Here is a 20,800-nt window from a genome sequence, read left to right on the forward strand (position 1 = left end):
GATGGTCGCTGTGAGCCTCCGATCCGACACCCCGGCGCCGCGCGCCGACGTCCGCCGCTGGCGTCGCTACTTGGCCGACGAACGTGCCGAGGCGGCCGTGTACCGCAACCTCGCTGCCCGCCGTTCCGGCGAGGAGCGCGAGATCCTCGCCGCGCTGGCCGAGGCCGAGGGACGGCACGCCGACCACTGGCTCGACCTGCTCGGCGACGACGTCGGACGGCCCCAGCGGGGGAGCCTGCGCACCCGGGTGCTCGCCGTGCTCGCCAAGCGGTTCGGGTCGGTCTTCGTCCTCGCGCTCATGCAGCGCGCCGAGGACCGCTCGCCGTACGCCGACGACTCGGACGCGACGGCGCGGATGGCCGCCGACGAGCGGATCCACGGCGAGGTCGTGCGCGGGCTCGCGAACCGCGGCCGGATGCGGCTGTCCGGCACGTTCCGGGCGGCGGTGTTCGGCGCGAACGACGGCCTGGTGTCCAACCTGGCACTCATCATCGGCATCAGTGCCTCCGGGGCCGACCGGCACTTCGTGCTGCTGAGCGGCATCGCCGGCCTGCTCGCCGGCGCGTTGTCGATGGGGGCGGGGGAGTACGTCTCCGTCCGGTCGCAACGCGAACTGCTCGAGGCGTCCGCGCCGCACCCCGAGGCCGGCAAGGCGGTGTCGGACCTCGACGTCGATGCGAACGAGCTCGCCCTGGTCTACCGCGCGCGCGGGATGTCCGAGGCCGAGGCGACCCAGCACGCGGCGCAGGTGCTGTCCGGCATCGGGGAGCGGCGCCCGGCGACCGGTCCGACCCCGGTCGCGGACGACCACGAGGCCGTCGGCACCGGGCTGAGCGCCGCCGTGTCGAGCTTCTGCTTCTTCGCCTCGGGCGCGGTCATCCCGGTGCTGCCGTTCCTGTTCGGCATGCAGGGCTGGGCTGCGATCGCGGTCGCCGGCGGGCTGGTGGGGATCGCCCTGCTCGGCACCGGTGCCGTGGTCGGCGTGCTGAGCGGTGCCTCGCCCGGCAAGCGGGCGTTCCGGCAACTCGCCATCGGGTTCGGTGCGGCGATCGTCACCTACGCGCTCGGCCTGCTGTTCGGCACCGGCTCGGCCTAGCGGTCATATCCGATATGTGACATGCTGTTTGCATGTCAACTGCTCGCGCGCCCCGTCTGGACCTCGCCCACATCGACGGGATGCGCGGGATCCTCGCCGCGTTCGTCGTGGTCGCCCACACGGTGCAGTTCACCGGCGTCGCCGGGTCCGTGGCGGCGTCGATGCCCGTCGTCTACCGGGTGCTCAGTGCCGGTGACCTGCGCGTGCCCGCGTTCATCGCGATCTCGGGCTTCACGATGATGATCGCCGTCTCGGGGCGCCACGACCTGCGCCTCGGCACCACCTACGGGGCCTACGCGAAGCGCCGGATCCGTCGGCTCGTCCCGCCGTACCTGACGGCGCTCGTGCTGGCGCTGGCGCTCATCGCCTTCGTCCCGGTGATGAACGAGCCGCACGGCACGGTCTGGGACGACAAGCTCCCGGTGACGTTGCAGGGCATCGTGACCCACGTGTTCCTGCTGCACAACCTGTCGCCGGAGTGGATCACGTCGATCAACGGGACGCTGTGGAGCCTGCCGATCGAGATGCAACTCACCCTGCTGATGCCCGTGCTCCTGCTGCTCTGGCGGCGGACCCACCCCGTCGTCGTCATCGTCCTGTCGTTCGCCCTCGCCGTGCTGTCGATCGCCACCGGCGTCGGTGCCTGGTCCGCGCCGCACTTCCTCGGGGTCTTCGGTGTCGGCATGTACGGTGCCCACCTCGTGATCGGGTCCGAGGACGACCTCCGCCGCCGTCGACCCCGATCCCTGCAGCGGATGTTCCGACACCAGCGCTCCGTGCTCCTCGTCGCCCTCGTCGTCCTGACGGCGGCCTTCGTGCAGGTCGCCGCCGCTCCGGGCATCGTCCACAGCGCCGTCACGGGCACCGTCGCCGGCCTGGGGATCACGCTGCTCCTCATGGTGCTCGCCGACGGGCAGCGGACCGGACGTGTCGGTACCCACCGGGTCCGGCGGTTCCTGGGCGGACGCCGTCTGGTGCAGTCGGGGCTGGTCTCCTACAGCGTGTTCCTGGTGCACAGCCCGCTGCTCGCGCTCGGCAACCTGCTCCTGCTGCCGCTCGGGCTCCCGACACCGGTGCAGTTCGGTCTGATGCTCTTCGTGGTCGCTCCGGCGGTCGTCGCGGTGTGCGTCGTGTTCGCGGTGCTGGTCGAACGCCCGTTCATGAACAGCCACCAGCGCGCGCTGCTCGGCGAGCTGTTCGGCCGTCGAGCGGTCCCCGGCACGCCGCACGTCGCCTCGACCGACGCGGCGGCTGCGACCGCGGTGCCGGTCAGCGGCGGAGCGCGGCGCGCGGCGGCAGGAGCAGCAGGGCCGCGGCGCCGACGATGACGAGCGCGATGCCCGCGAACACCATGAAGACGGTCAGTGCGAGCCCGGGGACGATCAGCACGACGATCCCGCCGATGATCGACAGCACCCCGCTGACGACCGTCGGCACCCGTGACGATCCGGGATGGCCGACGAACCCACCGACGATCGCGGCGACGCCCTCGATCAGGAACCCCACCCCGGCGAGCACGGCGTAGACCACGAGCGGGATCGCCGGGTCGAGCAGGGTCACCAGCCCCGCGACCGCGACCAGGCCACCGACGATGCCGGACGTCCACCGCCACGCCGGGCGGGTGCCGTGCCCCCGCACCGCGGCGAAGACCCGCAGCGCACCGGCCACGACGAGGTACACACCGAACAGCAGTGCCACGAGCACGAGCGACGGACGGGGCCAGACGATCGCCACGATGCCCAGGGCGATGGCGACCACGGCCGTGACGACGACGAACACCCGGAACGTCCTGACGGCACGAGAATCCACGAGCGCTCCTCCCTGATCGCCAGCGCTGGTGTCCAGCACGCTACCCGTCGCGCCGTGGCCTCGTGCAACCACCTGCAACCCCCGCGGCCGTACCGTGCGGAGCAGGCACACGACCCGTGCGCCCCGACAGCGTCGTCGAAAGGGCACCACCATGACCATCGCACCTTCGCCCACCAGTTACGCCGCACCAGGCGAACCCGGCTCCCTGGTCGAGTACCGGTCCCGGTACGACCACTTCATCGGCGGCGAGTACGTCCCGTCGTCGAGCGGGCAGTACTTCGAGAACCCCACCCCCGTCACCGGCAAGGTGTTCACCGAGGTCGCCCGCGGTGACTCCACCGACGTCGACCGTGCCGTCGCCGCGGGCTGGAAGGCGTTCCCGTCGTGGGGCCGCACGAGCGCAGCCGAACGGGCCGTCGTCCTGAACAAGATCGCCGACCGCATGGAGGAGCACCTCGAGATGCTCGCCGTCGCGGAGACGTGGGAGAACGGCAAGCCCATCCGCGAGACCCTCGGCGCGGACATCCCGCTCGCGATCGACCACTTCCGGTACTTCGCCGGGGCCATCCGGGCGCAGGAGGGATCCGCCGGCGAGATCGACCACGACACCGTGGCGTACCACTTCCACGAACCGCTCGGCGTCGTGGGGCAGATCATCCCCTGGAACTTCCCGATCCTGATGGCGGTGTGGAAGCTCGCACCGGCCCTCGCCGCCGGCAACTGCGTCGTCCTGAAGCCCGCCGAGCAGACCCCGGCGTCCATCCACGTGCTCGTCGAGCTCATCCGCGACCTGCTGCCCGCGGGCGTGCTCAACGTCGTCAACGGCTTCGGCATCGAGGTCGGCGCACCGCTCGCCCAGCACCCGGACATCCGCAAGATCGCCTTCACGGGAGAAACCACCACCGGTCGGCTGATCATGCAGTACGCCTCGCAGAGCCTCATCCCGGTGACGCTCGAACTCGGCGGTAAGAGCCCGAACGTGTTCTTCCCCGACGTCGCCGCGGAGAAGGACTCCTTCTACGACAAGGCGCTCGAGGGCTTCACGTTCTTCAACCTGAACCAGGGCGAGGTCTGCACGTGTCCGTCCCGGGCGCTCGTGGCGAAGGAGATCTACGACGGCTTCGTCGCCGACGGCCTGGACCGCGTCCGAGCCGTCAAGCAGGGACACCCGCTCGACCTGTCGACGATGATCGGCGCCCAGGCGTCGAACGACCAGCTCGAGAAGATCCTGAGCTACATCGACATCGGCAAGCAGGAGGGCGCGAAGCTCCTGACCGGCGGCGAACGGGCCGACCTGGGCGGCGAGCTCTCCGGCGGCTACTACGTCACCCCGACGGTGTTCGAGGGCGACAACTCGATGCGGATCTTCCAGGAGGAGATCTTCGGCCCGGTGCTCGCCCTGACGTCCTTCAGCGGCTACGACGACGCGATCGCCACGGCCAACGACACCCTCTACGGGCTCGGCGCCGGCGTGTGGAGCCGCGACGTCACGACCCTGTACCGCGCCGGACGCGACATCCAGGCCGGACGCGTCTGGTCGAACACCTACCACCAGTACCCGGCGGGCGCGGCGTTCGGCGGCTACAAGCAGTCCGGCATCGGGCGCGAGAACCACAAGATGATGCTCGACCACTACCAGCAGACGAAGAACCTGCTCGTCTCCTACGCCGACGGACCGATGGGCTTCTTCTGATGCCCGACACCGCACGGGTCGCGATCACGCCGGCGGCGGGGGAGCTCCTCCGCACCCTCACCGCCCGGCACGGCCCGCTGATGTTCCACCAGTCCGGCGGCTGCTGCGACGGCTCGAGCCCGATGTGCTACCCCGTCGGCATGTTCCGGACCGGCCCGGGGGACGTCCTGCTCGGCGCACTGCAGGTGGACGGCCTCGACCCGGTCGAGGTCTCCATGTCGGTGTCGCAGTTCGAGTACTGGAAGTACACGCACCTGACGATCGACGTGGTCGACGGTCGGGGAGGCGGGTTCTCGGTCGAGGTCCCCGAGGGCAAGCGGTTCCTCACCCGGTCGCGGATGTTCGACGACGCCGAGCTCGCCGATCTCGGCCTGGTCCCGAGGGTGGCCCGGACGTAGGCTGACCGCACGCGTCGCGACGGAGCGGCGGGTGGGGTCGATCGGAGGACGCATGCGCGCACCCGGTCGGCTCCGCCCGCTCGTCGCCGAGTCGTGGCAGCGGTCCGCCCGGGTCGACCCGGACGCGGCTCCGGTGCTCGCCCTGGGGGACGACGAACTCGACGCCGCACGGCAGGACGGCCCCCTCGCGACCCTGCTGCCAGTGGTCCGCCGGCTGCTGCTCGACGACTCCCGCTCGGCCGGGTGCGTCGTCGCCGTCGGGGACGCCGCGGGTCGCCTCGTCTGGGTCGACGGCGCCCGGTCCACCCGACGTGCCGCCGAGGACATGGGCTTCGTCCCCGGGGCCGACTGGTCGGAGGAGCGCGTCGGCACCAGCGCTCCCGGCACGGCCCTGCGCCTGGACCGTCCGGTGCAGATCCGGTCCGACGAGCACTACGCGAACGCCGTCAAGCCGTTCTCGTGCACGGCGGTCCCGGTGCACGACGCGAGTGGCGCCACCGTCGGGGTGCTCGACCTGACGGGCGACGACCGCGCCGTCGAGCGGCACACGCTGTCGCTGCTCGCCGCCACGGTCGCCGCCGCCGAGGCCCAGCTCGCCCTGGCCGCGGTCCGACCGCGCGCGCGGACACCCCACGTGCCGTCGGCCGAGCTCACCGTGCTCGGGACCGACACCGCCGTGCTCCGGATCGCCGACCGGCGTCTCCAGCTCTCCGCCCGGCACTCCGAACTGCTCGTCGTGCTCGCGGCGCACCCCGGCGGTCTCGCGGCAGCCGACCTCGCCGCCGCCGTCTACGGCGACCCGGGCGCGGTCGTCACCCTGCGCGCCGAGGTGGTGCGGCTCCGCCGGGTCCTCGCGCAGCACGCGCCGGGCGTGACGGTGACGTCGCGGCCGTACCGGGTGACCGGGGTCCGGACCGACGTCGACGGCGTGCTGTCCGCGCTCGGACGCGGGGCGCGCCTCCAGGCCGTCGACCGGTACGCCGGACCAGTCCTGCCGGGCTCCGCCGCACCCGGCGTCGACGCGGTCCGTGACCTGGTGCGGCTGCGGTTCCGCGAGTCGGTCGTCGCCGACGGCGGCGTCGACGCCCTGCTCGCGTGGGCGCGCACCCCGGACGGTGCGACCGACGCGCTCGTGCTGCGCGCCCTGCTCGCGGTGCTGCCGCGGCGGTCGCCGCGACGGGCCGGTCTCGTGGCGGCGATCGAGGCGCTCGAGGGTTCCGGAGACGCTCGGGACGACCAGGCCGGGAGGCGCGCCCCGCGCGATCGGGATCGCTGACGGCGCGCGCTCCCCGGCTCGGTGATCAGGAACCGGAGGCCGGCGCAGGGGTCGTGGTCGCGTCGGGAGCTGCCGGGGCGGGTGCCGTGGCCTTCCCCGTCGCGCCGTCCTCCGGCGGGGTCGGCGCCGTGGGCTTCGCACCCTCCTTCGGCGGGGTCGGCGCCTTCCCGTCGGCGCCCTTCGGCGGGGCGGGGACGGTCGCGTGCGCACCGGCGTCCGGGAGCGCCGTGCAGCCGGGCGCCGTCGCGGGCCCGCCCTCGGGCGGTGCGGGCACCGTCGCGGTGTCGCCGTCGGCCGGGGCCGGCGTGGTCGCACCGGTCGGTGCGCCGGTCGGGGTGCCCTGCGCCGGGGAGGTCGTGGCTGCGTTCGCCGTGGCGATGCCGAACCCGCCGAGCACCAGGACCGCGGCCGCGGCCGTGCCGATGCCGACCCGTCGCAAGAGCGCCCCGCGTCGTCGGGTGGGAGTGGTGGTCGAGTCGTCTCGTTCGTCGTGCATGGTGGTCACCGTTCGTCTGTCCGAGCGGATCCGGGTGATCCGCCGCTGCAGACGACGCTCGAGTCCGAATCTGAAGCATGCCTGAAGCACAGGGGTTCTCCAGCGTCCTCCATGCTCGGTGGCCGTCGGAGCGCCGTACGGTGTCCGCCGTGCCTGCTCCCGCCCGAATCCTGGTCGTCGACGACGACGACTCCATCCGCACCGCGGTCGCGACCACACTCCGCGCCGAGGGCTTCCTCGTCGCCGAGGCCGGGGACGGACGGGACCTCGTCGACGACCTGCGACGCAGCGCCCCCGACCTCGTCCTGCTGGACTGGATGCTGCCCGGACCGAGCGGCATCGTGCTCGCCGGACGGGTGCGTTCCGCCACGGACGCCGCCGTCGTCATGATGACCGCGCGGGACGAACTCGACGAGCGGTTGCGCGGTTTCGCCGAGGGGGCCGACGACTACGTGGTGAAGCCGTTCGCGATGGCCGAACTGGTCGCCCGCGTGACCGCGGTGCTCCGACGGCGTGGCCGGATCCCCTCGGTCGTCGAGGTGGGCGACCTCGTGCTCGACCCGGACGCCGCCACCGCCCGCCGCGCCGGGGTGCTGCTCGACCTCACCGCGACGGAGTTCCGCCTGCTGCGCTTCCTGGCCGAGAGCCGAGGCCGGACGGTGTCCAAGGGACAGATCACCACCCAGGTGTGGGGGTACGACGACGTCGCGGCGAACGTCGTCGAGGTCCACCTCAGCGCCCTCCGGCGGAAGATGGAGGCGCACGGACCACGCCTCGTGCACACCGTCCGGGGCATCGGGTACCGGCTCAGCGACGAGCGGACCGCAGCGTGAGGGCTGAGGCCGGGCGCCTGCGGACCACCTCGCTGCGGCTGCGGACCGTCGTCGCCATCGTGGTCCTGCTCGCCGTCCTGCTCGCCGGGCTGACGATCGCGGTCGAGGGGCTGCTCGGCGTCCGGCTCCGCGTCCAGGCCGAGGACCGCCTGCGCGACCGTGCGTCGGCCGCTGCGGCGCTCGTCGGCACCGTCGACGCCGAGGATCTGGCCGACCGGCTCTCCGCGCAGGGACTCTCGGTCCGGATCGTCCAGCCGGACGGGGACGCCGTCGAGGCCGGACCGACACCGGACCAGCTCCGCGCCGGTCCGCCCGACCCCGGTTCCCTCCCCGTGACGGTCCCGCGGGGCAGCGGGGGCGTCGGACGGACACCCACCGATCCGGCCACGCCGGCGCCCGCCGACGACGGCGCCACGATCACGTCGTCGTCGGTTCGCGAGGACGACGGTGTCCTCACCCTGGTGAGCCGGCTCGACGACGGCACCCGGATCACCCTCACCGCCGGCACCCGTGACGTCCAGGACACGCTCGTGCAGCTCGGCTGGGTGATGGGCGGTGCCTCGGCGGCGTTCCTCGGCATCGCCGTCCTCGGCGTCGTCCTGGTCGTCCGACGGTCCCTGCGACCGCTCGACCAGATGGCGACGACCGCGCGGTCGATCGCCGGCGGTGACCGTGGGCAGCGGCTCCGACCCTCGCGCCGCGACACCGAGATCGGTCGCGTGGCCGTCGCCCTGGACGAGATGCTCGACGCGGTCGAGGGCGCCGAGCGTGAAGCCGTCGCCGCAGAGGCCCGCGTCCGGTCGTTCCTCTCCGACGCCGCGCACGAACTGCGGACACCCGTCGCAGGGGTCCGCGCGGCCGCCGACACCCTGGTGCGGGGTGGCGCCGGTGACGACCGGACCCGCGAGGTGCTGGCCGTGCACGTCGTCCGGCAGGCCGACCGGGCAGCTCGGCTCATCGAGGACATGCTCACGATGGCCCGGCTCGACCGCGGGATCGAACTCGACCGGCAGGTGGTCGAGCTCGGGGCGTTCCTGGCGGCCGAGGGAGACCGGCTCCGGCTCCGGCTGCCCACCCTCGAGCTCGACGTCGTCGTGCCCGAGCACCCGGTGGAGGCCGACGTCGACGCCGAGCGGATCGCCCAGGTCCTCGGCAACCTCGTCGACAACGCGGCACGTGCGGGCGGTGCGACGGGACGGGTCGTCGTCAGCCTCGACGACCGCGGACCCGGCCCCGTGGTACGGGTCGAGGACGACGGGCCGGGGATCCCCCTGGAACACCGTGAGCGGGTGTTCGACCGGTTGGTCCGGCTCGAGGCCGCACGGGACGCCCGCTCGGGCGGAGCGGGGCTCGGGCTCCCCATCGCACGGGGCATCGCCGAGGCGCACGGCGGCGGGCTGCGGCACGGCGAGGACGGCACGCTGGGCGGCGCCGTGTTCGAGTTGTCGCTCCCGGCGGCGACCGGGGTGGTGCGCGCGTCCTGCTAGCCTGGAGTCCTCGCGAGTGTGGTGGAATCGGCAGACACGGGGCACTCAAAATGCTCTGCCTCACGGCGTGCGGGTTCAAGTCCCGCCACTCGTACGAAACTGCTCACGGCGTGCGGGGCAGTTCGGACCCGCGTCCCGCCACTCGTACCAAGCTGCCCATCCGTCTGATCGATCTGCGTGGTCTGGGATGCGGCAGTTCCGTCGTCTAGTAGGCTTTCGTCCGTGAGTGACACAGAAGCAACAGCACCAGCACCCCGTCGCGTCGTCGTCGCCGAGGACGAGTCGCTCATCCGCCTCGACATCGTGGAGATCCTCCGCGACAACGGGTTCGACGTCGTCGGTGAAGCCGGAGACGGCGAGACCGCCGTCCAGCTCGCGACCGACCTGCGTCCCGACCTCGTCGTGATGGACGTCAAGATGCCCCAGCTCGACGGCATCTCCGCAGCCGAGAAGCTGTCCAAGAACCACATCGCTCCCGTCGTCCTGCTGACCGCGTTCAGCCAGAAGGACCTGGTCGAGCGTGCCACCGAGGCCGGCGCGCTGGCCTACGTGGTCAAGCCCTTCACCCCGAACGACCTGCTCCCCGCGATCGAGATCGCCCTCTCGCGGTACCAGCAGATCATCACGCTCGAAGCCGAGGTCGCCGACCTCGTCGAGCGCTTCGAGACCCGCAAGCTCGTCGACCGTGCAAAGGGCCTGCTGAACGAGAAGATGGGCCTCACCGAGCCCGAGGCGTTCCGCTGGATCCAGAAGGCCTCGATGGACCGCCGCCTGACCATGCACGACGTCGCCAAGGCGATCATCGAGCAGCTCAGCGCCAAGAAGTAGCGGACGCCGCAGCACAGCACCGTCGCTCACGGAACGCCGTCGGACCCCCTGGGGTCGGCGGCGTTCCTGCGTCCGAGGGCGGGGCATGGGGCGCGACCACCTGGCAGGCTGGAGGCATGGACGACGTGGTGATCCGGGCCTCCCGGCCTGACGACATGCCGACAGTGGCCGACCTGCGGTGGCGGTGGAGCGTCGACGAGGACGGCCGCCCACCGGTGCAGACGCCGGAGGAGTACCGCAGGGCGATGACGGACTTCGCCGCCCGTCACCGGGAGTCGCACCGGTGCGTGGTCGCCGAGCGGGACGGCGTGGTGCTCGGCATGGCGTGGCTGGCGGTCAACCCGCGACCGCCGGCGCCGCACATCGACGGTGATCGGTTCGCCGCTGAGCTGCAGACGGTCTACGTGCACCCGGAGCTGCGGGGTTCCGGCGTCGCCGGACGGCTCGTCACGGCCCTGCTCGAGCTCGCCGACGAGCTCGGCGTGGAGCGGACGTCGGTGCACTCGAGCGTGGACGGCGAGCGGCTCTACCGGAGGCTCGGGTTCGGCGACGCCCGCCTGCTGCTGCAGCGGCCGCCGGAGGACTGAGTCATCGCTCCGTCGCCCCGTCGCTCCGTCGGTCAGCGACGCTCGCGGATCATGTTCGTGATCCGCACGGTGGAGCAGCGACGACCCTGGTCGTCGGTCAGGACGATCTCGTGGGTGGTGAGCGTGCCGCCCAGGTGGATGGCGGTGCACGTGCCCGTGACGATGCCGCTCGTGGCGCTGCGGGAGTGCGAGGCGCTGAGCTCGATGCCGACGGCGTAGCGGCCGGGCCCGGCGTGCACGTTCGCGGCCATCGAACCGAGGCTCTCCGCGAGGACGACGTAGGCGCCGCCGTGCAGCAGGCCGACCGGCTGGCGGTTGCCCTCGACGGGGATCGAACCGACCGCGCGCTCGGCCGAGAGCTCGGTGATGACCATGCCCATCTTCTCGGCCAGCTCGCCCATGCCGCGTTCGTCGATGCGGGGATCGATCGTGGTCGATGTGGTGTCGTCGGTCACGGTCTGCGTCGACCTTCCGTGTCAGCGGGCGTCGGTAGGCTGTCCGGGTGTCGGACTCCGCAAAGCCTACCCTCATGGTCATCGACGGCCACTCGCTCGCCTTCCGGGCCTTCTACGCGCTGCCGGTCGACAGCTTCGTGAACCGCGAGGGGCAGCACACCAACGCGATCCACGGCTTCATCTCGATGCTGCTGATGCTCCTGCAGCGCGAGAAGCCCACCCACCTGGCGGTGGCGTTCGACATCTCCCGGTTCTCGTTCCGCACGCGTGAGTACGCCGAGTACAAGGGCACCCGCTCCGAGACCCCGGCCGAGTTCAAGGGCCAGATCCCGCTCCTGCAGCAGGCGCTCGAGGCGATGGGCATCACCACCGTCACGAAAGAGGACTACGAGGCCGACGACATCCTCGCCACCCTCTCCAAGCAGGGCTCCGACCAGGGGTACAAGGTCTACGTGGTCTCGGGCGACCGCGACTCGATCCAGCTCGTCAACGACGACGTGACGCTGCTGTACCCGTCGGTCCGCGGTGTCTCCGAACTCACCCGCTACGACCGCGACAAGGTCTACGAGCGGTACGGCATCGAGCCGCACCAGTACCCGGACATCGCGGCCCTCGTCGGCGAGACCAGCGACAACCTGATCGGCATCGACAAGGTCGGCGAGAAGACCGCGGTCAAGTGGGTCACCCAGTACGGGTCGCTCGACGGTGTCCTCGAGCACGCCGACGAGATCAAGGGCGTCGTCGGCAACAACCTGCGTGAGCAGCGGGACCGTGCCGTGCGGAACCGCCGGCTCAACCGCCTGGTCACCGACGTCGAACTGCCCGTCGGTCCGGCCGACGTCGCACTCCGTCCCGTCGACGAGAACGCGGTGCGCGAGCTCTTCGCCAAGCTGCAGTTCCGCACGCTGCTCGACCGCGTGTTCAAGGTCGCCGGGTCGGGCGAGCCCGCAGAACCCTCGGCCGAGGGCACCGTCGACGACGGTGCGCCGACCCCGCCGCCCGTCAAGACCCTGATCGACGAAGAGCTCGGCTACTGGCTCGAACGCCGGAACGCGACCGAGGCGGCGAACGGCTACGGCGTCGCGGTCGAGGTCATCGACGGACGCCTCAGCGCCATCGGCATCGCGACCCACGACGACGCCGTGCTCGTGCCGGGTGGCAGCGGTGCCCAGGACTACGAGCAGCTCTCGGCCTGGTTCGCGTCCGACGCACCGAAGCACTTCCACGACGCCAAGGCCGCGATCAAGGCCCTCGGCACCGCCGGCTTCGTGGTGAACGGCGTCGCCGGCGACGCCCGGATCATGGGGTGGCTCGCACAGCCCGGCAAGCAGGGGCAGCCGCTGTCCGACCTCGTCTACCAGGAGCTCGGCGAAGAACTGCCGACGGCCGACCCGAACCAGCTCGTCCCCGAGACCGACCCGGTCAACGTCGGGGTGCACGCCTGGTTCGTGCTCCGCGTCACCACGGCCCTGCGTGCCCGGATCGACGAGTCGTCGCTGCAGGTGCTCGACGACATCGAGCTGCCGCTCGTCTCGGTGCTCGCGGGCATGGAGACCATCGGCGTCGGCATGGACCGTCCGGTGCTCACCGGCCTGTCGAAGGAGCTGGGGGAGCGCGCCGCCGAGCTGGCGCAGCAGGCGTTCGCCGAGATCGGGCACGAGGTCAACCTCGGGTCGCCGAAGCAGCTGCAGGAAGTCCTGTTCACCGAGCTCGCGATGCCGAAGACCCGCAAGACCAAGACCGGGTTCTCGACCGACGCCGCGAGCCTGGCCGACCTGCAGGAACAGCACCCGCACCCGTTCCTCGGGCTCCTGCTGCAGCACCGCGACGCCACGAAGCTCCGGCAGATCGTCGACACCCTCGACGCCGCCGTGGTCGACGGGCGCATCCACACCCGGTACGAGCAGACCGGCACGAGCACCGGCCGGGTATCGTCGACCGACCCGAACCTGCAGAACATCCCCGTGAAGACCGCCGTCGGTCGCCGGATCCGCTCGGCGTTCGCGGTCGCCGAGCCGTACACGACGCTCGTCACCGCCGACTACTCGCAGATCGAGATGCGGATCATGGCGCACCTCTCCGGCGACCCCGGGCTGATCCAGGCCTTCAACGAGGGCGAGGACCTGCACCGCTTCGTCGGCGCCCGGGTCTTCGGTGTCGACCCATCCGAGGTCTCCAACGAGATGCGCACGAAGGTCAAGGCCATGTCCTACGGCCTGGCGTACGGGCTGAGCGCGTTCGGGTTGTCGAAGCAGCTGCGCATCGAGCAGTCCGAGGCCCGCACGCTCATGACCGAGTACTTCTCCCGCTTCGGCGCCGTACGCGACTACCTGCGCAACGTCGTCGAGCAGGCGCGTGAGGACGGCTACACCGAGACGATCTTCGGTCGCCGTCGTCCGTTCCCCGACCTGAAGAGCCCGAACCGGGTGCTGCGCGAGAACGCCGAGCGGGCCGCGCTGAACGCACCGATCCAGGGTTCCGCCGCCGACATCATCAAGATCGCGATGCTCGGGGTCGCCGATGACCTGCGCGACGACGAGCTGGAGTCCCACCTGCTGCTCCAGGTGCACGACGAGCTCATCCTCGAGGTCGCTCCGGGCGAGCAGGAGCGCGTCGAGGAGATCCTGCGCACCCGGATGGGCAACGCCGCCGAGCTGACGGTGCCGCTCGACGTGTCCGTCGATCCGCAGCGGCCGTCCGCCGTGGTCCACCTGGGTAGGGTCGAGGGCATGACCGATGACCGTCCTGTCCGCCAGCCGTCCGCCGTCGACCGTGTCGCCGAGGACTGGGTCACCACACTCGTCGATCTCGACCCGACGACCGCCACGTACATCGGGGTGCCGGGGCGCACGGGGGAGTACGGCGACACCTCGCCCGCCGGCGCCGCCGCGCTGGCCGAGGCCGCCCGCGGCACCAAGCGTGCACTCGACGCCGCTCCGGCCGTCGACTCCGTGGACCAGGTGACCAAGGCCGACCTCGGTGCCGAGCTGGACCTCACCGTCGAGTCCTACGAGCGCAAGCTGCACCTCCGCGACCTGAACGTCATCGCGAGCCCGGCACAGTCGGTGCGCGAGATCATCGACCTGATGCCGACCGCGACCGAGTCGGACTGGCAGGACATCGCGAGTCGGCTGCAGGCGCTGCCGGATGCGCTCGAGGGCATCCGCGAGACACTGCTCGAGGGCACGCGTGAAGACGTCACCCCGGCGAAGCGCCAGGTCGCGCTCATCGCCGAGCAGGCGGCGCGCACCGGCGCCGACGGCGGGATGTTCCGTCAGCGGGCCGACTCCGCCGCGTTCGAGGGCGACGTCCCCGTGCCGGAGGCGCTCCGAGCCGACCTGCGCCGCGGTGCCGAGGTCGCGGCGGCGGCCTACCGCTCGTTCGGACAGTTCCTGGAGCACGAGCTGCTGCCGCTGGCCACCCCGGTCGACGCCGTCGGTCGCGAAGCCTACGAGCTGCACTCCCGCCGGTTCCTCGGTGCGGTCGTCGACCTCGACGAGACGTACGAGTGGGGCCTCGAGGAACTCGCCCGGATGCGGGACGAACAGGAGCGCATCGCCGACCGCATCGAGTCCGGCGCGAGCGTGGCCCGCGCGATCGAGGTGCTCGACACCGACCCAGCACGGATCCTGCACGGGACCGACGCCCTGCAGCGGTGGATGCAGGAGACGAGCGACGCGTCGATCGCCGCGATGGCGGGGACGTACTTCGACATCCCGGACCCGATCCGTCGTCTGGAGTGCCGGATCGCCCCCACGCAAGAGGGCGGGATCTACTACAGCGGTCCCTCGGACGACTTCTCCCGTGCCGGTCGCATGTGGTGGTCCGTGCCCGAGGGCGTCACCGAGTTCGGCACCTGGCGTGAGAAGACGACGGTCTACCACGAGGGCGTCCCGGGCCACCACCTGCAGATCAGCCAGGGCGTCTACAACCGCGGCGAGCTGAACACCTGGCGCCGGCAGCTGTCGGGCTCCTCGGGGCACGTCGAGGGCTGGGCGCTCTACGCGGAGCGGCTGATGGAACAGCTCGGGTTCCTCGACGACGACGGCGACCGACTCGGCATGCTCGACGGCCAGCGGATGCGTGCCGCCCGCGTCGTCCTGGACATCGGCGTGCACCTGCAGAAGACGAACCCCGACGGCGGCGGTTGGACGTGGGAGTACGCGCTCGACTTCATGGGGCAGAACGTCAACATGGACCCGGCGTTCGTCCGGTTCGAGGTGGCCCGCTACTTCGGGTGGCCGGGGCAGGCACCGTCCTACAAGGTCGGCCAGCGCGTGTGGGAGTCCATCCGCGACGAGGTCGCCGCGCGTGAGGGAGCCGACTTCGACCTGAAGGCGTTCCACCACCGTGCGCTCTCGCTCGGCAGCATCGGTCTCGACACCCTGCGCACCGCCCTGGTCGGGTGACGCGCCGTCGACCCGCCCGGTTGTGAGGCTTCGGCCGGTGCGGTTAGACTTGTGCGGCGCAATCCGCGCCACTCAATCAATCGCCACGGCGGTGCACCACGGGGGCCGAGTCCCCGCACGCCATGGCCCGACTCATGTCCGTTCGGAGCAATCTCTACATGACAACCACTACGACCAAGGCTCCTAAGCAGGTCGCCATCAACGACATCGGTTCGGCTGATGACTTCCTGGCCGAGGTCGAGAAGACCCTGAAGTTCTTCAACGACGGTGATCTCATCTCCGGCACCGTCGTGAAGATCGACCGCGACGAGGTCCTCCTCGACGTCGGTTACAAGACCGAGGGTGTCATCCCCTCGCGCGAGCTCTCGATCAAGCACGACGTCGACCCCAACGAGGTCGTCGAGGTCGGCGACGAGGTCGAGGCCCTGGTTCTCCAGAAGGAGGACAAGGAAGGCCGCCTCATCCTGTCGAAGAAGCGTGCGCAGTACGAGCGTGCGTGGGGCGACGTCGAGAAGATCAAGGAGTCCGACGGCGTCGTGACCGGGACGGTCATCGAGGTCGTCAAGGGCGGCCTCATCGTCGACATCGGCCTCCGTGGCTTCCTCCCCGCCTCGCTCATCGAGCTCCGTCGTGTCCGCGACCTCACGCCGTACCTCGGCCAGGAGATCGAGGCCAAGATCCTCGAGCTCGACAAGAACCGCAACAACGTGGTCCTGTCGCGCCGTGCGCTCCTCGAGCAGACGCAGTCCGAGTCCCGGACCACGTTCCTCAACAACCTCCACAAGGGCCAGGTCCGCAAGGGCATCGTGTCCTCGATCGTCAACTTCGGTGCGTTCGTGGACCTCGGTGGCGTCGACGGTCTCGTCCACGTCTCCGAGCTCAGCTGGAAGCACATCGAGCACGCCAGCGAGGTCGTCGAGGTCGGTCAGGAAGTCACCGTCGAGATCCTCGAGGTCGACCTGGACCGTGAGCGCGTGTCGCTCTCGCTCAAGGCGACGCAGGAGGACCCGTGGCAGGTCTTCGCCCGCACCCACGCGATCGGCCAGATCGCACCGGGCAAGGTCACGAAGCTCGTCCCGTTCGGTGCCTTCGTCCGTGTTGCCGACGGCATCGAGGGCCTCGTGCACATCTCGGAGCTCTCGAACAAGCACGTCGAGCTCGCCGAGCAGGTCGTCTCGGTCAACGACGAGGTCTTCGTCAAGATCATCGACATCGACCTCGACCGTCGCCGCATCTCGCTCAGCCTCAAGCAGGCGAACGAGGGCGTGGACCCGGAGAGCGACGAGTTCGACCCGGCGCTCTACGGCATGCCGACCGAGTACGACGACAAGGGCGACTACAAGTACCCCGAGGGCTTCGACCCGGAGACCAACGAGTGGCTCGAGGGCTACGACACGCAGCGCACCGAGTGGGAGGGCCAGTACGCGGCCGCCCAGGGTCGTTGGGAAGCCCACAAGGCGCAGGTCGCGAAGACCATCGCCGACGAGGCGCAGGGTGGCTTCGACCTCCCGGCCACGGCTTCCTCGTCGTCGTCGTCGTCCTCGTCGTTCGCCGGCGAGACGGGTGGCGCAAGCCCCCTGGCCGACGACGCGTCGCTCGCTGCACTCCGCGAGAAGCTCAGCTCGACCAACAACTGATCGAGCGGTTCGTCCCGACCGGAAGCCCGGCACCCCTGACAGGGTGCCGGGCTTCCGGCGTTTCCGGGCTTCCGGGTCGTTACCCTGTTGCCGTGCACATCATCGGACTCACGGGCGGCATCGCCGCGGGCAAGTCGACCGTCTCCCGACGCTGGGCCGAGCACGGGGCCGTCATCGTCGACGCCGATCGCCTGGCGCGGGACGCGGTGGCACCGGGAAGCCCGGGCCTGGCACAGGTCGCCGAGCGGTTCGGCGCGTCGGTCATCGCCGCCGACGGCTCGCTCGACCGGCCCGCACTCGGATCGATCGTCTTCGCGGACCCCGCGGCGCGGAAGGACCTCGAAGCCATCACGCACCCCGAGGTGTGGCGGCTCGCGCAGCAGGCGTTCGACGGAGCCGAGTCCGCTGACCCCGACGCCGTGGTGGTCTACGACGTGCCGCTCCTGGCCGAGGCTCGGGGGTCCCGTCCGCTCCGGTTCGAGGCGGTCGTGGTGGTGGACGCCCCCGCAGCGCAGCGCATCGAGCGACTCGTCGAACACCGTGGGATGCCCCGTGAGGAGGCCGAGCGCCGGGTCGCAGCCCAGGCGAGTGACGAGGACCGCCTCGCCCTCGCCGACCACGTCGTCGACGCGACCGGGAACCTCGAGCGGACGATCCGCTCCGCCGACGAGGTGTGGGCCCGGATCACGGGATGAGCCGTGCGCACCCCGGAGGGCGGTCCGGTCCGGCGCCGTCGGAGGGGACAGTACGCCCAGGGCGAGCAACGTCCTCCGGTGTCAGGGGTGCCGACTAGCGTTGTCCCCATGGGTGTTGCGATCGAACCGACCCGAGCGGTGCGTCCGTTCGAGGTCATCAGCGAGTACTCGCCGAGTGGCGACCAGCCCGCGGCCATCGCGGAACTCGCCGGGCGGATCAACGCCGGTGAGACCGACGTCGTGCTGCTGGGCGCGACCGGTACGGGCAAGTCGGCGACGACCGCGTGGCTCATCGAGCAGGTGCAGCGGCCGACGCTCGTGCTCGCGCACAACAAGACCCTCGCGGCGCAGCTCGCCAACGAGTTCCGCAGTCTGATGCCGAACAACGCGGTCGAGTACTTCGTCTCCTACTACGACTACTACCAGCCCGAGGCGTACGTCCCGCAGACGGACACGTTCATCGAGAAGGACTCCTCGGTCAACGCCGAGGTCGAACGACTCCGGCACTCCACGACGAACTCGTTGCTCAGCCGGCGCGACACCGTCGTGGTCTCCACCGTCTCGTGCATCTACGGCCTCGGCACCCCCGAGCAGTACATGAACGCCTCGGTCGCACTCCACGTCGGCCAGACGATCTCCCGTGACCAGCTCGTGCGCAAGTTCGTCGCCATGCAGTACCAGCGCAACGACGTCGACTTCGCGCGCGGGACCTTCCGGGTGCGCGGCGACACCATCGAGATCATCCCGATGTACGAAGAGCACGCCATCCGCATCGAGATGTTCGGTGACGAGATCGAAGCGCTCTCCTCGCTGCACCCGCTGACGGGCAACGTCATCGACGACCTGCCCGCCGTCTCGATCTTCCCCGCGTCGCACTACGTCGCCGACACCGACGTGATGCACCGGGCGATCGTGTCCATCAAGGAAGAACTCGCGGAACGGCTCGCCGAGCTCGAGGGCCAGGGCAAGCTGCTCGAGGCCCAGCGGCTCCGCATGCGAACGACGTTCGACATCGAGATGATGGAGCAGATCGGGTTCTGCTCCGGCATCGAGAACTACTCGCGGCACATGGACGGCCGCGGCCCGGGTGAGGCACCGCACTGCCTCATCGACTACTTCCCGGACGACTTCCTCATCGTCATCGACGAGTCGCACGTCACCGTGCCGCAGATCGGTGCGATGTACGAAGGCGACGCCTCGCGCAAGCGCACCCTCGTCGAGCACGGGTTCCGTCTGCCGAGCGCGATGGACAACCGCCCGCTGAAGTGGGAGGAGTTCCTGGAGCGCGTCGGCCAGAAGGTCTACCTGTCGGCCACCCCCGGCCGTTACGAGCTCGGGGTCACCGACAGCGTGGTCGAGCAGATCATCCGCCCGACCGGCCTCATCGACCCCGAGATCGTGGTGAAGCCGAGCGACGGCCAGATCGACGACCTGCTCGAGGAGATCAAGCAGCGTGTCGAGAAGGACGAACGCGTCCTCGTCACGACGCTCACCAAGCGCATGGCCGAAGAACTCACCGACTTCCTCGGCAACGCGGGCGTGCGGGTCCGGTACCTGCACTCCGACGTCGACACCCTGAAGCGTGTCGAACTGCTCACCGAGCTGCGGCAGGGCGTGTACGACGTGCTCGTCGGCATCAACCTGCTGCGTGAGGGCCTCGACCTGCCCGAGGTGTCGCTCGTCGCCATCCTCGACGCGGACAAGGAAGGCTTCCTCCGTTCATCGACGTCGCTCATCCAGACGATCGGTCGTGCCGCCCGCAACGTGTCGGGCCAGGTGCTCATGTACGCCGACAAGATGACCGACTCGATGAAGATCGCGATCGAGGAGACCGACCGCCGTCGCGAGAAGCAGGTGGCGTACAACCTGGAGCGCGGGATCGACCCGCAGCCACTGCGCAAGAAGATCGCCGACATCACCGAGGTCCTGCAGCGCGAGAACGACGACACGAAGGCGCTCCTGCAGGGCCGCCCCGGTACGGACGGCCGTCGTTCGCCGACGCCGAACCTCAAGCGCGGGGGCATCGCGGGCGAGGGCGCGACGCAGCTCGGTGCCACCATCGCTGACCTCAACGACCAGATGCTGCAGGCGGCGGCCGAGCTGAAGTTCGAGCTCGCAGCCCGACTGCGCGACGAGGTGCAGGACCTGAAGAAGGCCCTGCGCCAAATGGAGTCGGCCGGGCATGTCAGCTGACGCTGCCCGCACGGTCGTCGTCACCGGTGCGAGCGCCGGCCTCGGCTACCACGCCGCCGAACAACTGGCCGCGGCCGGACACCGGGTGGTGCTGGCCACGCGCGACCGCGGTCGGGCTGCGGCTGCCGAGCGCAGCATCCGGCGACACGTCGACGGTGCGTCGCTCGCCCACGTCCACCTCGACCTGGCAGACCTCGACTCGGTGCGTGCAGGCGCCGCGGAGCTCGCACGGCTGGAACCCGACGGCGTCGACGCGGTCGTCAACAACGCGGGCGTCGTCGGCGCGTCCACACAGCGGAGCACCGCGCAGGGAACCGAACTGCAGATCGGCACGAACCACCTGGGCCACTTCGCCTGGACCGGACTCGTGCTGCCCCTGCTCGAACGACGCGCCGGCCGGATCGTGCACCTCGGCTCGATCGCGCACCGGTTCGCACAGCTCGACCCGACGGACCCCCTCGGCGTCGGCCGCTACTCCAGCCATCGCCAGTACGCCCGGAGCAAGCTCGCCGTGATGCTGTTCGGGTTCGAGCTCGCCGAGCGACTGGCCGATTCGGGGTCGCCCGTGTCGAGCGTCGTCGCGCACCCCGGTCTGTCACTCGACCGGCTGTCGCCGGTCCGACCGGACATCAGCCCGGTCCGCCCGGAACCCGAGTGGATCCGCCCGGCTGCGCGCCTCGTCGCCCAGGGCAAGGACGTCGGTGCCGAGCCGCTCGTGCACGCCGCGGTCGGTGCGGACGTGCGCTCGGGGGAGTACTGGGGCCCGGCCGGCTGGGGACAGCTCCGCGGTGCATCGACGGTGGTCGCGGCGGAACCCCGGGCGCACGACCGCACGGTCGCCGCGCAGCTCTGGACCGCGAGTGCGCGCGCTTCCGGGGTCGCGTTCGCTCTCGACGCATTCGTCTGAC

16 protein-coding genes, 1 tRNA gene and 2 pseudogenes are annotated in these 20,800 nt (G+C 70.8%); 16 read left to right on the plus strand and 3 right to left on the minus strand.

What is annotated here, in order from left to right:
* Position 1: 1 nt before the first annotated feature.
* Together ITJ50_RS11570 and ITJ50_RS11575 are read left to right on the plus strand one after the other, a co-directional pair.
* Positions 2 to 1,096, plus strand: coding sequence for a VIT1/CCC1 transporter family protein (locus ITJ50_RS11570; RefSeq protein ID WP_194590533.1), 1,095 nt, complete (start codon positions 2 to 4; stop codon positions 1,094 to 1,096).
* 32 nt (positions 1,097 to 1,128) lie between these two features.
* Positions 1,129 to 2,424: an acyltransferase family protein gene (locus ITJ50_RS11575; RefSeq protein WP_082046984.1), complete on the plus strand. Its 1,296-nt coding sequence runs from the start codon at positions 1,129 to 1,131 to the stop codon at positions 2,422 to 2,424.
* Here the strand turns inward: ITJ50_RS11575 and ITJ50_RS11580 are convergent.
* Entirely contained in the window at positions 2,366 to 2,905 is a 540-nt protein-coding gene (locus tag ITJ50_RS11580) for an HdeD family acid-resistance protein (RefSeq protein ID WP_159558035.1), read from the minus strand. The two genes, ITJ50_RS11575 and ITJ50_RS11580, sit on opposite strands and share 59 nt — an antisense overlap.
* A 151-nt stretch (positions 2,906 to 3,056) precedes the next feature.
* On the opposite strand from ITJ50_RS11580, the gene ITJ50_RS11585 reads away from it, so the two are divergent.
* Genes ITJ50_RS11585 through ITJ50_RS11595 form a run of 3 tightly spaced genes read left to right on the plus strand, consistent with a single transcriptional unit; the run spans position 3,057 to position 6,272 of the window.
* On the plus strand, positions 3,057 to 4,598 hold the full coding sequence (locus ITJ50_RS11585) for an aldehyde dehydrogenase family protein (protein WP_017887212.1): 1,542 nt from the start codon (positions 3,057 to 3,059) through the stop codon (positions 4,596 to 4,598).
* A complete protein-coding gene (locus ITJ50_RS11590) occupies positions 4,598 to 4,996 on the plus strand; it encodes a DUF779 domain-containing protein (protein ID WP_194590534.1) in 399 nt (132 codons plus the stop codon). The genes ITJ50_RS11585 and ITJ50_RS11590 overlap by 1 nt, the downstream gene beginning before the upstream one ends.
* Before the next feature lie 52 nt (positions 4,997 to 5,048).
* The gene (locus tag ITJ50_RS11595; protein ID WP_194590535.1) at positions 5,049 to 6,272 is read left to right on the plus strand and encodes a GAF domain-containing protein; all 1,224 of its coding nucleotides are present in this window, start codon (positions 5,049 to 5,051) and stop codon (positions 6,270 to 6,272) included.
* A 25-nt stretch (positions 6,273 to 6,297) separates the two neighbouring features.
* On the opposite strand, the gene ITJ50_RS11600 is transcribed toward ITJ50_RS11595, so the two are convergent.
* Positions 6,298 to 6,768, minus strand: coding sequence for a hypothetical protein (locus ITJ50_RS11600; protein WP_140448084.1), 471 nt, complete (start codon positions 6,766 to 6,768; stop codon positions 6,298 to 6,300).
* A 149-nt stretch (positions 6,769 to 6,917) separates the two neighbouring features.
* Between ITJ50_RS11600 and ITJ50_RS11605 the strand changes: the two genes are divergently transcribed.
* The 5 genes from ITJ50_RS11605 (at position 6,918) to ITJ50_RS11625 (ending at position 10,503) form a co-directional block, all read left to right on the plus strand.
* Entirely contained in the window at positions 6,918 to 7,601 is a 684-nt protein-coding gene (locus ITJ50_RS11605; RefSeq protein WP_197068668.1) for a response regulator, read from the plus strand.
* Positions 7,598 to 9,088, plus strand: coding sequence for an ATP-binding protein (locus ITJ50_RS11610; protein WP_194590536.1), 1,491 nt, complete (start codon positions 7,598 to 7,600; stop codon positions 9,086 to 9,088). Before ITJ50_RS11605 ends, ITJ50_RS11610 begins: the two co-directional genes overlap by 4 nt.
* Before the next feature lie 12 nt (positions 9,089 to 9,100).
* Positions 9,101 to 9,182 (plus strand) — tRNA-Leu (locus ITJ50_RS11615).
* A 128-nt stretch (positions 9,183 to 9,310) separates the two neighbouring features.
* Positions 9,311 to 9,916: an ANTAR domain-containing response regulator gene (locus tag ITJ50_RS11620; protein ID WP_017887240.1), complete on the plus strand. Its 606-nt coding sequence runs from the start codon at positions 9,311 to 9,313 to the stop codon at positions 9,914 to 9,916.
* 116 nt (positions 9,917 to 10,032) lie between these two features.
* A complete protein-coding gene (locus ITJ50_RS11625; protein ID WP_194590537.1) occupies positions 10,033 to 10,503 on the plus strand; it encodes a GNAT family N-acetyltransferase in 471 nt (156 codons plus the stop codon).
* A gap of 32 nt (positions 10,504 to 10,535) precedes the next feature.
* Here the strand turns inward: ITJ50_RS11625 and ITJ50_RS11630 are convergent, their stop codons facing one another.
* Entirely contained in the window at positions 10,536 to 10,904 is a 369-nt protein-coding gene (locus ITJ50_RS11630; RefSeq protein WP_051596794.1) for a PaaI family thioesterase, read from the minus strand.
* Positions 10,905 to 11,005: 101 nt separating this feature from the next.
* Between ITJ50_RS11630 and polA the strand changes: the two are divergent.
* The 6 genes and pseudogenes from polA to ITJ50_RS11655 form a co-directional block, all read left to right on the plus strand.
* Positions 11,006 to 13,639: pseudogene (polA, locus tag ITJ50_RS11635) on the plus strand (DNA polymerase I); the annotation flags it as partial.
* A gap of 192 nt (positions 13,640 to 13,831) precedes the next feature.
* Positions 13,832 to 15,367 (plus strand): annotated as a pseudogene (locus ITJ50_RS17475) (DUF885 domain-containing protein); the annotation flags it as partial.
* 158 nt (positions 15,368 to 15,525) lie between these two features.
* Positions 15,526 to 17,004, plus strand: coding sequence for a 30S ribosomal protein S1 (gene rpsA, locus ITJ50_RS11640; protein WP_042540921.1), 1,479 nt, complete (start codon positions 15,526 to 15,528; stop codon positions 17,002 to 17,004).
* A 92-nt stretch (positions 17,005 to 17,096) separates the two neighbouring features.
* A complete protein-coding gene (coaE, locus tag ITJ50_RS11645) occupies positions 17,097 to 17,699 on the plus strand; it encodes a dephospho-CoA kinase (protein ID WP_194590538.1) in 603 nt (200 codons plus the stop codon).
* A gap of 120 nt (positions 17,700 to 17,819) precedes the next feature.
* Positions 17,820 to 19,892, plus strand: coding sequence for an excinuclease ABC subunit UvrB (gene uvrB / locus ITJ50_RS11650; RefSeq protein WP_031259778.1), 2,073 nt, complete (start codon positions 17,820 to 17,822; stop codon positions 19,890 to 19,892).
* On the plus strand, positions 19,882 to 20,799 hold the full coding sequence (locus tag ITJ50_RS11655; protein WP_194590539.1) for an SDR family NAD(P)-dependent oxidoreductase: 918 nt from the start codon (positions 19,882 to 19,884) through the stop codon (positions 20,797 to 20,799). The genes uvrB and ITJ50_RS11655 overlap by 11 nt, the downstream gene beginning before the upstream one ends.
* The last annotated feature ends 1 nt before the right edge of the window (position 20,800 follow it).

The sequence above is a fragment of the Curtobacterium sp. VKM Ac-2889 genome (assembly GCF_015350855.1).
Lineage (GTDB): Bacteria > Actinomycetota > Actinomycetes > Actinomycetales > Microbacteriaceae > Curtobacterium > Curtobacterium poinsettiae.

Bases quoted from the DNA above. Each gene is read 5' to 3' on its own strand.
- ITJ50_RS11630 (WP_051596794.1), bottom strand. From the start codon at position 10,904: ATGGGCGAGCTGGCCGAGAAGATGGGCATGGTCATCACCGAGCTCTCG.
- ITJ50_RS11625 (WP_194590537.1), top strand. From the start codon at position 10,033: ATGGACGACGTGGTGATCCGGGCCTCCCGGCCTGACGACATGCCGACA.
- ITJ50_RS11655 (WP_194590539.1), top strand. From the start codon at position 19,882: ATGTCAGCTGACGCTGCCCGCACGGTCGTCGTCACCGGTGCGAGCGCC.
- ITJ50_RS11585 (WP_017887212.1), top strand. From the start codon at position 3,057: ATGACCATCGCACCTTCGCCCACCAGTTACGCCGCACCAGGCGAACCC.
- rpsA (WP_042540921.1), top strand. From the start codon at position 15,526: ATGACAACCACTACGACCAAGGCTCCTAAGCAGGTCGCCATCAACGAC.
- ITJ50_RS11595 (WP_194590535.1), top strand. From the start codon at position 5,049: ATGCGCGCACCCGGTCGGCTCCGCCCGCTCGTCGCCGAGTCGTGGCAG.
- ITJ50_RS11575 (WP_082046984.1), top strand. From the start codon at position 1,129: ATGTCAACTGCTCGCGCGCCCCGTCTGGACCTCGCCCACATCGACGGG.
- ITJ50_RS11600 (WP_140448084.1), bottom strand. From the start codon at position 6,768: ATGCACGACGAACGAGACGACTCGACCACCACTCCCACCCGACGACGC.
- ITJ50_RS11570 (WP_194590533.1), top strand. From the start codon at position 2: ATGGTCGCTGTGAGCCTCCGATCCGACACCCCGGCGCCGCGCGCCGAC.
- ITJ50_RS11590 (WP_194590534.1), top strand. From the start codon at position 4,598: ATGCCCGACACCGCACGGGTCGCGATCACGCCGGCGGCGGGGGAGCTC.